Origin of the sequence: Streptococcus toyakuensis (assembly GCF_024346585.1) — a bacterium.
Classification (GTDB): Bacteria; Bacillota; Bacilli; order Lactobacillales; family Streptococcaceae; genus Streptococcus; species Streptococcus toyakuensis.
The window spans coordinates 279,636-292,970 of sequence record NZ_AP024523.1; the positions used below are offsets into that span (position 1 = coordinate 279,636).

Consider the following 13,335-nt stretch of genomic DNA (forward strand, 5'->3'; position numbering starts at 1 on the left):
TTCACAGTATTTTTCGAAGCAGGTAGAAGAGGAGGCGTCTAATGTTAATTGGTCAAAAAATTAAAGAGATTCGGATAGAAAAAGGAATTAGTCGTCCAGATTTTTGTGGAGATGAGCAAGAACTGACAGTTCGTCAACTGTCGCGAATTGAAAGTGGAGCTTCGCAACCAAGTTTGCCCAAGTTAGACTATATTGCTCGCCGGCTAGGAGTTCCAGCTTATAGCCTTATGCCGGATTTTTCAGCTCTTCCTCCTGCTTATTTAGAATTGAAATACCAAATTTTACGTGAACCAATCTATGGTAAAGAAGAGGAGTATGATAAGAAGGAAGCGTGTTTGGAAGAGATAGAGGATTTATTTTATGAGCAACTTCCTAATGAGGAAAAAATATGGTTTGAAGCTACTAGAGCAACGATAGATGTTATTCGAAGCGGACGACCAGAATATGGGGAAACCGTACTGGACGATTATTTTAAAACAATTTATGATAAGGAATTGTTTTTGATAAATGAATTAGAAGTTATCAACTTATATTTTGCTATAGTGCTTACAAAGATAAAACAAGGTCAAAATCAGATTGAAGAAATTAACAGAATTCATTCGTTTTTAGTTCGTTTGACAAATCATGTAGAATTAATTGCACCAGAATATCTGTTTGCTTTAAGTAACACTTTGTTTTCGGGTCTAGCCTGTTTGGATAATTTGTCGTCTTATGATTCACTCGGAGCTTATATCTTTAGCCTTAATCATATAATGGAAAAAACACAAGATTTTCAGAAGAAACCAATTATATTAATGTTGGAGTGGAAATTATCTCTAATAATAAACAATGATTATGTTTCTGCCGAACAGTTCTATCAGAAATCGAAGCTATTTGCTGATATAATAGAAAATTCTTATTTAGTTACTATGTTGGAGAAACAATGGCAAGAAGATTTAAAAAAATATTTATAAACATAGTGAATCAGTGACAAAAATGTCCTTGTTCTAGTATTGAAATAGTTCTAAAGTTCGTCTTTAGGACTGTTTTTTATATATAAGCTAAAAATGACACGAAATGGTTCTATTTTAAGGACATTGATGTCCTTTGAGTTTATTTAAGAATAATTTATAATTAATAAAAATGTGAAAGGAGATTACAGTATGAACTTTTTTAGTTTATTTTATTTAGTTACTTGGTGGTTTAAATAAAATTTAGTTATGTCTACTTAGTCTCAAAAAATTTATTCATAACATATAATAAATACAACTTGATAGACTAAATTAGAAAAATAAGGAGAGGATACCATGAGGTGTTGCTTTGAAAAGGTCTATGATCCAGGACTTAGTTTTACTTGAATAGAAAATGGACAATATATAATAAATATTTATGATAAAATAAAAAATAGAGGAGTATCAATATGAAACAAACAGTTAAAAAATTAGCCCTTGTAGCGAGCATTGCAGCAACATTAGGTGGAAGTGTAGCAGTAGTATCGGCCGCGGTTAAGTATCCAGATGGTGGTGTCTGGACGTATGGTTCAGGTGACGGAGGTGCTTACTCAAACTACTATCACTCTTCAGAATATCATAGCTCAACAGTTGTTAGTAGAAAAACTGGTTCATCTGATAAGGGATATGCTGGTGCTGGAGGGACTTCTCGTGCATGGATTCGTACTTCTTGGGGAGAGAAAGTTGCATTCTACTATAATGTTTAGAATGGTATAGCCCTATTGTTTAGCTTTACTTGGTCACCTTCTCACTAAGTGACCAAGTAACTTTTTGGAGGAAATGATGAAACGTTTATTTATTTTGATTTCAATGGTATTGGTATCGCTTTATATGGTGATAACTTCCGTTGACCATCGAGAAGAGATTTTATTTGGTAACTATCCTTCTGTTGATGTGACAGGAATGGTGATAAATCAACCAGTAGCTAGTCGCGAAGAGGTGACAGAGGCTTTGAGTCACTTGGCGGTAGAGCATAATAGTCTCATCGCCCGTCGGATTGTTGAGCCAAATGAAGCTGGAGAAACACGCTTTATCTATGCCACTTATGGTGAGGGAGAGCTTCCAGAAGGTCTGACCATTTCCTCCAAGGAGAGTTCAGAAACGAGTGATTTATTAGGGTCTTACTTGATTGTGTCAGGAAGTTTGGATGGAGTGAGTTTACAGACCACCTTGAAAGAACTTGGTTATCAAGGCTTTGTTTCGAATGGAGAAGATCCATTTTCGATAGTCTTATTATTGGCGGCCACCCCTATGGGGCTACTGAGTCTAGCTATTTTTCTGCTGACCTTTATGAGTCTGACCCTGATTTATCGGATCAAGTCCCTTCGTCAAGCAGGGATTCGCTTAATAGCTGGTGAGAGCTTGTTTGGAGTGGCTCTCAGACCAGTGTTAGAAGATGTGAGACAGCTTATCTGCTCAGTGCTGGTATCCAGTCTTTTGGGATTGGGGATTCTCTGGTATCAAGGTGCCTTGTTTATGGCAACGGTACAACTGGTCATCATTGGTCTTTTGCTTTATGGATTGGCCTTGGTAGGGATTTCTACCTTATTAAGTATCGTGTATCTACTTGGTTTACAAGAAAATAGTCTGGTGGATCTATTGAAAGGGAAACTCCCTCTCAAACGTATGATGACATTGATGATGGTGGGGCAACTCTTGGCCGTGCTGGTGGTCGGCTCGAGTGCGACTGCTCTCCTACCCCACTACCGTGAAATGCAGGAAATGGAGAGAGCTAGCGATAAATGGAGCCAGTCCTCAGACCGTTACCGTCTATCCTTTGGTTGGTCTAGTGCATTTGCCGATGAAGAAGGAATGCGTAAGGATAATCGTGAGTGGCAGACATTTACTGAAGAACGGTTAGCCAATACAGACTCTTTTTATATTATGAGCAATGTTGACAATTTCTCAGATGGAGCAGAAGTGGACCTAGATGGCAATCGTCTCAATGACTACACACCGTCAGGGAATGTCATCTATGTCTCACCGCGCTATCTGATAGAAGAAAAGATTACCGTTTCTTCAGAGTTTATGGATAAGATGCAAAACTTGTCTGAGGGAGAGTTTGGGCTGATCTTGCCTGAGAGCTTGCGAGAGCAGTCTGCCTACTATCAAGGATTATTTACAGATTACCTGCAAAACTTTTCATCTGAAAGTGTAGAAGTGACGAGTCAGAAACACTACCTCCCACAGGTAACGCTAGCTTTTACAGAAACAGGACAGGAACGCTTCCTCTATAACGATGGGTACAAGACGACACGCCAGTACCTAAAAGATCCGATTATTGTAGTTTTAACGCCGCAAGCGACTGGAACAAGACCTGTTGCAGGGATGTTATGGGGAACTACGGCTAATAGTGCCTTGAAATTAGATCAATATCAAGACAGCATCACAGCTCTAAAAGAGCAAGGTCTGTATCACAAGGTCTCTTATTTGGTAAAAAGCCAGCTATTTTTTGCCAAGGTACTAAATGACAAACGGATGGAGTTCTACTCTCTCCTTATTGGGACTATTTTGACTCTATCTACGGCTATCTTGTTATTTGATTCCATGAATCTTCTCTATTTTGAGCAGTTTAGACGGGAGATCATGATTAAACGTCTTTCTGGTATGACAATCTATGAGCTTCATGGCAAGTACTTACTGGCGCAAGGAGGAGTTCTCTTACTTGGGCTAATCCTATCTAGTGTTTTGACAGGAGATAGCTTGATTAGCGCTCTAGTTGTAGCTTTATTTACTCTTAACGCCCTCTTGATTTTAGTAAGGCAGGATAAAAAGGAAGAAGCTGGTAGCATGGCAGTATTGAAAGGAAAATAAGATGATTGATATTCAAGAATTGGAAAAGAAGTTTAATGACCGCGCGATTTTCTCTGGTTTAAATCTCAAGTTGGAGAAGGGCAAGGTTTATGCCTTAATCGGAAAGAGTGGAAGCGGAAAGACGACTTTGCTTAATATCTTAGGAAAGCTAGAAAAGATAGATGGTGGAAGGGTTCTCTATCAGGGGAAAGATTTAAAAACCATTCCCACTCGTGAGTATTTTCGAGACCAGATGGGCTATCTCTTTCAAAATTTTGGACTCTTAGAAAACCAATCAATCAAAGAGAATTTGGATTTGGGCTTTGTTGGTCAAAAAATTTCAAAAGTAGAACGTTTGGAAAGGCAAGTGGAGGCTTTAGAAAAGGTTAATCTAGGGTATTTGGATCTAGAACAAAAAATTTATACTTTATCTGGGGGAGAGGCCCAACGAGTTGCCCTTGCGAAGACTATTTTGAAAAATCCACCCTTGATTTTGGCAGATGAACCAACAGCAGCTCTTGATCCTGAAAATTCAGAGGAGGTTATGAATCTCTTGGTGGGATTGAAAGATGAAAATCGAATGATCATCATTGCGACCCATAATCCCCTAGTCTGGAATAAGGCTGATGAAATCATTGATATGAGGGAGCTTGCTCATGTGTGAAAAAATCCGTATTCGCAGGGTATCTGATTATCCTAGTGCCAGAGGTGGTTTAGAAGATATTCTCATCATGGAAAATATGACCAATCATCTCCTTTTGGTTCAAATCCGAGTGAATGGCTATTTGCTTGATTTTGCTAGCATTGAAGGGCAAAGGCAAAAGCATTATCGTTTGAAAAATTTACCTCAAACGGTTGAACTGACAGTGGATGATGTGGAGGAGGATGTAGATTTGACCCTACCCGAAAATCGAAGTTATCAAGAAGCTGATTTTTTCGAACGTATGTTTCGCGAGAAGCGCTAAGTCCCCCTTTAAAGATTTCCAAGACTATCTTTCTTCACGAGGAAAGATAGTTTTTTGGTATGATTTTCACCCCCAAAATACAAGGGGAATGTGTTACAATAGTAGTAACAGATAATAGAAAAGAGAATAGATGAGAATTGCAGATTATAGCGTGACCAAGGCAGTGCTGGAGCGTCACGGTTTTACCTTTAAAAAGTCTTTCGGGCAAAATTTCTTGACGGATACTAATATCCTTCAAAAAATTGTGGATACGGCTGAAATTGATGACCAGGTCAATGTTATTGAAATCGGGCCAGGGATTGGTGCCTTGACAGAATTTTTGGCTGAGCGTGCAGCTCAAGTCATGGCCTTTGAGATTGACCACCGTTTGGTACCGATTTTGGCAGATACTCTTCGTGATTTTGACAATGTAACAGTGGTTAACGAGGACATTCTCAAAGTTGATTTGGCGCAACATATCCAGAATTTCAAAAATCCTGACCTGCCAATCAAGGTAGTAGCTAACTTGCCTTACTATATCACGACGCCTATTCTTATGCACTTGATCGAAAGTGGCATTCCTTTTAGTGAGTTTGTGGTCATGATGCAAAAAGAAGTGGCGGATCGCATTTCAGCCCAACCTAACACCAAGGCTTACGGTAGCTTGTCGATTGCGGTTCAGTACTACATGACAGCCAAGGTTGCCTTTATCGTGCCGCGTACAGTCTTTGTGCCAGCGCCAAATGTGGATTCAGCTATTTTGAAAATGGTGCGTCGTCCAGAGCCAGCCGTAGCAGTGGAAGACGAGAACTTCTTCTTTAAGGTTTCCAAGGCTAGTTTCACCCATCGCCGTAAGACCTTGTGGAACAACTTGACGGGCTACTTTGGCAAGACTGAAGAAGTCAAGGATAAATTGACCAAGGCCTTGGATCAAGCGGGCTTGTCACCAAGTGTGCGTGGGGAAGCTCTCAGCTTGGCAGAATTCGCCAGTCTAGCAGATGCACTTAAAGGGCAAGGACTCTAAGATGCAGGGACAAATCATTAAAGCCTTGGCAGGTTTCTACTATGTGGAGAGTGAGGGTCAGGTTTATCAGACACGCGCGCGTGGGAATTTCCGTAAAAAAGGCCATACACCTTACGTTGGGGATTGGGTAGATTTCTCTGCCGAGGAAAATTCAGAAGGTTATATCCTCAAAATTCACGAACGGAAAAACAGCTTGGTCCGTCCGCCCATTGTCAATATTGACCAAGCTGTAGTAATCATGTCAGTCAAGGAACCTGATTTTAACAGCAATTTGCTGGATCGTTTCTTGGTTCTTTTGGAGCACAAGGACATCCATCCCATCGTTTATATTTCCAAAATGGACCTACTGGAAGATAGAGGGGAACTGGATTTTTACCAACAGACCTATGGTGATATCGGCTATGACTTTGTGACCAGTAAAGAAGAACTTTTGCCCTTGTTAACAGGCAAGGTTACAGTCTTTATGGGGCAGACAGGTGTTGGGAAGTCAACTCTTCTCAATAAAATCGCACCAGACCTCAATCTTGAAACAGGAGAAATTTCAGACAGTCTGGGTCGCGGGCGCCACACTACTCGAGCAGTTAGTTTTTATAATCTCAATGGAGGTAAAATCGCCGACACACCAGGTTTTTCATCCTTGGACTATGAAGTGTCAACGGCGGAAGACCTCAATCAGGCCTTTCCAGAGATTGCTAGTGTCAGCCGAAACTGCAAATTCCGCACTTGTACCCATACCCATGAGCCGTCCTGTGCAGTGAAGCCGGCAGTAGAAGAGGGTATCATTGCGTCCTTCCGTTTTGACAACTACCTGCAATTCCTCAGTGAGATTGAAAATCGCAGAGAAACCTATAAAAAAGTCAGCAAAAAAATTCCAAAATAAGGAGAAACCTATGTCTCAATACAAGATTGCTCCGTCAATTCTGGCAGCAGATTATGCCAACTTTGAGCGTGAAATCAAACGTCTAGAAGCAACTGGTGCAGAATATGCCCATATCGATATCATGGATGGTCACTTTGTACCACAAATCAGTTTTGGTGCAGGTGTGGTCGAAGCTCTTCGACCTCATAGCAAGATGGTCTTTGACTGCCACTTGATGGTAGCTAATCCAGAGCATCATTTAGAAGACTTTGCGCGTGCGGGAGCGGATATCATCAGCATCCATGTGGAAGCAACGCCCCATATTCATGGTGCCCTCCAAAAAATTCGTTCACTCGGTGTTAAGCCTTCAGTCGTTATCAATCCTGGCACACCAGTTGAAGCCGTCAAGCACGTACTTTATCTAGTTGACCAAGTTTTAGTCATGACGGTTAATCCAGGTTTTGGTGGGCAAGCCTTTCTACCAGAGACCATGGATAAAGTCCGTGAGTTGGTTGCTTTTCGTGATGAAAAAGGCTTGAACTTTGAAATCGAAGTGGATGGCGGGATTGATGATCAAACTATTGCCCAAGCCAAAGAAGCTGGTGCGACCGTTTTTGTAGCAGGTTCCTATGTCTTTAAGGGAGATGTCAATGAGCGAGTACAAACTCTCAGAAAACAACTGGACTAAGGTTGCCGTTTTTGCAGGCGGAGACCGTGGTCATTATCGGACGGACTTTGATTGCTTTGTTGGTGTGGATCGGGGCTCGCTCTGGGTCTTGGAAGAAAACCTTCCTCTTGCTCTAGCGGTTGGAGATTTTGATTCTGTCACTGCAGAAGAGCGACAGGTGATTCAAAAAAGTGCCCAACATTTTGTCCAAGCCCGACCAGAAAAGGATGATACCGATTTGGAACTGGCTCTCTTGACCATCTTTAAGAACAATCCTCAGGCTCAGGTCACTATTTTCGGTGCCTTGGGTGGTCGTATTGACCATATGTTGGCCAATGTCTTTCTGCCTAGCAATCCCAAGTTGGCACCATATATGCGTCAAATAGAAATTGAGGATGGGCAAAATTTGATTGCCTATTGTCCAGAAGGGACCAGTCAGCTAGAACCCCGTTTAGACTACGACTATCTAGCCTTTATGCCAGTTCGGGATAGCCAGCTTACCATTCTCGGAGTCAAGTATGAGTTGACAGAGGAGAATTTTTTCTTTAAAAAAGTGTACGCTTCTAACGAATATATAGATAGGGAAGTGTTGGTGACTTGCCCAGATGGCTATGTGGTCGTGCTGCATAGTAAGGACAGGAGGTAGGATGGAAAGTTTACTTGTTCTATTATTGATTGCCAACCTAGCTGGCCTCTTTCTGATTTGGCAAAGGCAGGATAAACAGGAGAAACACTTAAGCAAGAACTTGGAGGATCAGGCAGATCATTTGTCAGACCAGTTGGATTACCGTTTTGAACAAGCCAGACAAGCCAGCCAGTTAGATCAAAAAGATTTGGAAGTGGCTGTCAGTGACCGTTTGCAAGAAGTGCGAATGGAATTGCACCAAGGCTTAACTCAGGTCCGTCAAGAAATGACTGAGAATCTCCTCCAAACCAGGGATAAGACTGACCAACGTCTCCAAGCCTTGCAGGAATCAAATGAGCAACGTTTGGAACAAATGCGCCAAACCGTCGAGGAAAAACTAGAAAAGACCTTGCAGACACGCTTGCAAGCCTCCTTTGAGACAGTTTCCAAACAACTGGAGTCAGTCAATCGTGGCCTTGGAGAAATGCAGACAGTTGCCCGTGATGTCGGCGCCCTCAACAAGGTTCTCTCAGGAACCAAGACGCGAGGAATTCTGGGCGAATTGCAACTGGGGCAGATTATTGAAGATATCATGACACCTGCCCAGTACGAACGAGAATACGCAACGGTTGAAAACTCTAGTGAACGAGTGGAGTATGCCATCAAGTTACCCGGACAAGGCGACCAGGAATACGTCTACTTACCGATTGACTCCAAGTTTCCACTGGCAGATTATTACCGCTTAGAAGAAGCCTATGAAGCAGGTGACAAGGACGAAATCGAACGCTGTCGTAAGTCGCTCCTAGCCAGCGTCAAGCGCTTTGCCAAGGATATCACGAGCAAGTACCTAGCACCGCCTCGGACGACCAATTTTGGAGTTTTGTTTGTTCCGACAGAAGGTCTCTACTCAGAAATTGTACGCAATCCGGTCTTCTTTGATGATTTGAGACGGGAGGAGCAGATTATTGTTGCAGGTCCAAGTACCCTGTCAGCTCTCCTCAATTCCCTATCAGTTGGCTTCAAAACTCTCAATATCCAAAAGAGTGCCGACCATATCAGTAAGATTCTTGCCAGCGTCAAGACTGAATTTGGCAAGTTTGGTGGTATTCTGGTCAAGGCACAAAAACATCTCCAACATGCCTCTGGCAATATTGATGAATTATTAAACCGTCGTACCACAGCTATCGAGCGGACGCTCCGTCACATTGAGTTGTCAGAAGGTGAGCCTGCGCTTGATTTACTCCATTTCCAAGAAAATGAGGAAGAATATGAAGATTAGTCACATGAAAAAAGATGAGCTGTTTGAAGGCTTTTACCTAATCAAGTCAGCTGACCTGAGGCAAACTCGAGCTGGGAAAAACTACCTAGCCTTTACCTTCCAAGATGATAGTGGCGAGATTGAAGGAAAACTCTGGGATGCTCAACCTCATAACGTTGAGGCCTATACTGCTGGTAAGGTTGTCCACATGAAAGGACGCCGAGAAGTTTATAACAACACCCCTCAAGTCAATCAAATTACCCTTCGCCTGCCTCAACCTGGCGAACCCAATGATCCAGCTGATTTCAAGGTCAAGTCACCAGTTGATGTCAAGGAAATCCGTGACTACATGTCGCAAATGATTTTTAAAATTGAAAATTCTGTCTGGCAACGAATTGTTCGAAAGCTCTACACCAAGTATGATAAGGAATTTTACTCCTATCCAGCTGCCAAGACCAACCATCATGCCTTTGAAACAGGTTTGGCCTATCATACTGCGACCATGGTGCGCTTGGCAGATGCTATTAGCGAAGTCTATCCTCAACTCAATAAGAGTCTGCTCTATGCTGGGATTATGTTGCATGACTTGGCTAAAGTCATTGAGTTGACGGGGCCTGACCAGACCGAGTACACGGTTAGAGGCAATCTTCTTGGGCATATTGCTTTGATAGATAGTGAAATTACTAAGACAGTGATGGAACTCGGTATCGATGATACCAAGGAAGAAGTCGTTCTGCTTCGTCACGTTATCCTCAGTCACCACGGCTTACTTGAGTATGGAAGCCCAGTCCGTCCACGCATTATGGAAGCAGAGATTATCCATATGATTGACAATCTGGATGCAAGCATGATGATGATGTCAACAGCTTTGGCTTTGGTGGATAAGGGAGAGATGACCAATAAAATTTTCGCTATGGACAATCGTTCCTTCTATAAACCAGATTTAGATTAATAATTTAAGAAAAATGAGCATTTTTTAGGATAAGAATGTTCGTTTTTTTATGTGAATATGGTATAATAGATAAAATATCAAAATTAAATGAAGTAGGAAATAGAAATGAAATTAAGAAGAAGTGATCGGATGGTTGTCATTTCCAACTATTTGATTAATAATCCTTATAAACTAACTAGTCTCAATACTTTTGCTGAAAAGTATGAATCTGCTAAATCATCCATCTCAGAAGATATCGTCATTATCAAACGTGCCTTTGAGGAGATCGAAATCGGTCATATCCAAACAGTAACTGGTGCTGGCGGAGGTGTCATTTTTACACCATCAATCTCAAGTCATGATGCCAAGGAAATGGTCGAGGACTTGTGTGCCAAGTTGTCAGAAAGTGATCGTATCTTGCCAGGTGGCTATATCTACCTGTCTGATTTGCTCAGCACACCAGCTATTTTGAAAAATATTGGTCGCATTATTGCCAAGAGCTTTATGGACCAAAAAATTGATGCGGTTATGACAGTAGCGACTAAGGGTGTTCCACTTGCAAATGCAGTTGCCAATGTCCTCAATGTTCCTTTTGTTATTGTGCGCCGTGACCTGAAAATTACCGAAGGTTCAACTGTCAGCGTCAACTATGTATCCGGTTCAAGTGGTGACCGCATTGAGAAAATGTTCCTTTCAAAACGTAGTCTCAAGGCAGGCAGCCGTGTCTTGATTGTGGATGACTTCTTGAAAGGCGGAGGAACTGTCAACGGGATGATCAGTCTCTTGCGTGAGTTTGATTCAGAATTGGCAGGTGTAGCGGTCTTTGCGGATAATGCTCAAGAAGAACGCGAAAAGCAGTTTGACTACAAGTCACTCTTGAAGGTAACCAATATTGATGTCAAGAATCAAACCATCGATGTTGAGGTTGGCAATATCTTTGACGAAGATAAATAAGAGATAGAACTAAAGGTTGGAACGATTGTCCCAGCCTTTCTTTGCAAATAGAATAGAAGGAAACTTATGAAAACACCATTTATCAATAAAGAAGACTTAGAAAAGATTGTTGCCGAGTTCCCGACTCCCTTTCACTTGTATGATGAGAAGGGAATTCGTGAAAAGGCAAGAGCCGTCAACCAAGCCTTTTCGTGGAACAAGGGCTTTAAGGAATATTTTGCAGTTAAGGCTACTCCAACTCCAGCTATTTTGAAAATTCTCCAAGAGGAAGGTTGCGGTGTGGACTGCTCTAGTTATGTGGAGCTTTTGATGAGCCATAAACTGGATTTTCCAGGTTCTGAGATCATGTTCTCTTCAAACAACACGCCAGATAAGGAATATGCCTATGCGCGTGAATTGGGTGCGACCATTAACTTGGATGCCTTTGAAGATATTGAACATCTAGAGCGTGCAGCAGGTATTCCAGAAATCATCTCATGTCGTTACAATCCTGGAGGAGTTTTTGAACTGGGAACAGATATTATGGACAATCCTGGAGAAGCCAAGTTTGGTATGACCAAGGACCAGCTCTTTGAAGCTTTTGCCATCTTGAAGGAAAAAGGAGCCAAGACTTTTGGGATTCACTCCTTCCTAGCGTCCAATACTGTGACCCATCTCTATTATCCAGAGTTGGCCCGTCAGCTTTTTGAATTGGCTGTTGAAATCAAGGAAAAGTTGGGCATTTCGCTAGACTTTATCAATCTTTCTGGTGGTATTGGTGTCAATTATCGTCCAGACCAGGAGCCAAATGATATTGCCTTGATCGGTGAGGGAGTTCGTAAGGTGTATGAAGAAGTCCTTATGCCAGCAGGTCTTGGTCAGGTTAAGATTTTCACCGAATTGGGTCGTTTTATGTTAGCTCCTCACGGTGCTTTGGTCACAAGAGTTACCCATAAGAAGAAAACCTACCGTACCTATCTAGGCGTGGATGCATCAGCAGTCAACCTCATGCGTCCAGCTATGTACGGAGCTTACCATCATATTACTAACGTGACCCATCCAGATGGACCAGCTGAAGTGGTAGATGTGGTTGGTTCACTCTGTGAAAACAATGATAAATTTGCAGTGAATCGCGAACTGCCTCATACAGAAATCGGTGATTTGCTGGTCATTCATGATACAGGTGCTCACGGTTTTTCAATGGGCTACCAGTACAACGCCAAACTTCGTTCTGCGGAAATCCTCTATACCGAAGAAGGTAAAGCCCGTCAAATCCGCCGTGCAGAGCGCCCTGAGGACTACTTTGCAACCTTGTATGGCTTTGATTTTGAAGAATAAAATGATAAGTAATTGAAAATGAAATTGAAAAACAGATTGCTTTCTAAAAAATAGGCAAAAATCTTGTTTTTCCTTCAAGTCGTGATATAATAAAACTATAAAACGTTTTCAAGGAAGGTAACGATATGTCTGAAGAAACAATTGATTATGGACAAGTGACAGGAATGGTGCATTCGACAGAAAGCTTTGGGTCAGTAGATGGCCCTGGTATTCGCTTTATTGTCTTTTTGCAGGGCTGTCACATGCGTTGCCAGTATTGCCACAACCCTGACACTTGGGCTATGGAGTCCAATAAATCACGTGAACGGACGGTAGATGATGTCTTAGCAGAGGCCTTGCGCTACCGCGGTTTCTGGGGGAATAAGGGTGGGATTACAGTCAGTGGGGGAGAAGCCCTCTTGCAGATTGATTTCTTGATTGCCCTCTTTACCAAGGCCAAAGAACACGGAATCCACTGTACCTTGGATACCTGTGCCCTTCCTTTCCGTAATAAACCACGTTACCTTGAGAAGTTTGACAAACTCATGGCTGTCACTGACTTGGTTCTTTTGGATATCAAGGAAATCAACGAAGCACAGCATAAGATTGTTACTAGTCAAACCAATAAAAATATCTTGGCTTGTGCTCAGTATCTATCAGATATTGGAAAACCTGTCTGGATTCGCCACGTGCTAGTTCCAGGTTTGACAGACAGAGATGATGACTTGATTGAACTTGGTAAGTTCGTTAAGACCCTCAAAAATGTGGATAAGTTTGAAATTCTACCTTATCACACCATGGGTGAGTTCAAGTGGCGTGAACTGGGAATTCCATATTCCCTCGAAGGGGTTAAACCACCAACAGCAGATCGCGTCAAGAACGCTAAAAAACTCATGGATACCGAAAGTTATCAAGACTATATGAAACGTGTACATGGATAAAAAAGAAGCCTGATGGAAACATCGGGCTTTTAATTTTACACAAATATATATAAT

At 41.9% G+C, this 13,335-nt stretch carries 14 protein-coding genes; all 14 read left to right on the forward strand.

From position 1 onward, the window contains the following. Nucleotides 1-41 precede the first annotated feature (41 nt). The 14 genes from STYK_RS01455 (at nt 42) to pflA (ending at nt 13,281) form a co-directional block, all read left to right on the forward strand. Complete coding sequence (locus tag STYK_RS01455; RefSeq protein WP_000904842.1) at nt 42-953, forward strand: helix-turn-helix domain-containing protein; 912 nt, start codon at nt 42-44, stop codon at nt 951-953. Nucleotides 954-1,399: 446 nt separating this feature from the next. Beyond that, complete coding sequence (locus STYK_RS01460) at nt 1,400-1,696, forward strand: lactococcin 972 family bacteriocin (protein WP_000815396.1); 297 nt, start codon at nt 1,400-1,402, stop codon at nt 1,694-1,696. A 76-nt stretch (nt 1,697-1,772) separates the two neighbouring features. Continuing rightward, nucleotides 1,773-3,803 carry a bacteriocin-associated integral membrane family protein gene (locus STYK_RS01465; protein ID WP_000825283.1) on the forward strand — a complete coding sequence of 677 codons (2,031 nt, stop codon included), beginning with the start codon at nt 1,773-1,775 and terminating at the stop codon, nt 3,801-3,803. A 1-nt stretch (nt 3,804) separates the two neighbouring features. After that, nucleotides 3,805-4,446, forward strand: a complete 642-nt coding sequence (locus tag STYK_RS01470) for an ABC transporter ATP-binding protein (protein WP_084887451.1) — start codon at nt 3,805-3,807, stop codon at nt 4,444-4,446. Continuing rightward, nucleotides 4,439-4,747 (forward strand): hypothetical protein, encoded by a 309-nt coding sequence (locus STYK_RS01475; protein WP_000333263.1) that lies wholly within the window; start codon nt 4,439-4,441, stop codon nt 4,745-4,747. Before STYK_RS01470 ends, STYK_RS01475 begins: the two co-directional genes overlap by 8 nt. Nucleotides 4,748-4,877: 130 nt before the next feature. Continuing rightward, nucleotides 4,878-5,750: a 16S rRNA (adenine(1518)-N(6)/adenine(1519)-N(6))-dimethyltransferase RsmA gene (gene rsmA, locus STYK_RS01480; protein WP_004255823.1), complete on the forward strand. Its 873-nt coding sequence runs from the start codon at nt 4,878-4,880 to the stop codon at nt 5,748-5,750. Between the two features lies 1 nt (nt 5,751). After that, nucleotides 5,752-6,630 (forward strand): ribosome small subunit-dependent GTPase A, encoded by an 879-nt coding sequence (gene rsgA / locus STYK_RS01485; protein WP_261082070.1) that lies wholly within the window; start codon nt 5,752-5,754, stop codon nt 6,628-6,630. A gap of 10 nt (nt 6,631-6,640) precedes the next feature. Next, the gene (rpe, locus tag STYK_RS01490; RefSeq protein WP_261082067.1) at nt 6,641-7,297 is read left to right on the forward strand and encodes a ribulose-phosphate 3-epimerase; all 657 of its coding nucleotides are present in this window, start codon (nt 6,641-6,643) and stop codon (nt 7,295-7,297) included. Further along, nucleotides 7,260-7,922 carry a thiamine diphosphokinase gene (locus STYK_RS01495; protein WP_261805106.1) on the forward strand — a complete coding sequence of 221 codons (663 nt, stop codon included), beginning with the start codon at nt 7,260-7,262 and terminating at the stop codon, nt 7,920-7,922. Before rpe ends, STYK_RS01495 begins: the two co-directional genes overlap by 38 nt. Before the next feature lies 1 nt (nt 7,923). Further along, entirely contained in the window at nt 7,924-9,180 is a 1,257-nt protein-coding gene (locus STYK_RS01500; RefSeq protein WP_049516011.1) for a DNA recombination protein RmuC, read from the forward strand. After that, nucleotides 9,170-10,111, forward strand: a complete 942-nt coding sequence (locus STYK_RS01505) for a 3'-5' exoribonuclease YhaM family protein (protein WP_084928177.1) — start codon at nt 9,170-9,172, stop codon at nt 10,109-10,111. The genes STYK_RS01500 and STYK_RS01505 overlap by 11 nt, the downstream gene beginning before the upstream one ends. 105 nt (nt 10,112-10,216) lie before the next feature. Next, complete coding sequence (gene purR / locus STYK_RS01510) at nt 10,217-11,044, forward strand: pur operon repressor (RefSeq protein WP_025169881.1); 828 nt, start codon at nt 10,217-10,219, stop codon at nt 11,042-11,044. 66 nt (nt 11,045-11,110) lie between these two features. Beyond that, entirely contained in the window at nt 11,111-12,361 is a 1,251-nt protein-coding gene (locus STYK_RS01515; RefSeq protein ID WP_261805107.1) for a diaminopimelate decarboxylase, read from the forward strand. Nucleotides 12,362-12,486: 125 nt separating this feature from the next. After that, nucleotides 12,487-13,281 (forward strand): pyruvate formate-lyase-activating protein, encoded by a 795-nt coding sequence (gene pflA / locus STYK_RS01520; RefSeq protein ID WP_261805108.1) that lies wholly within the window; start codon nt 12,487-12,489, stop codon nt 13,279-13,281. Nucleotides 13,282-13,335: the final 54 nt, after the last annotated feature.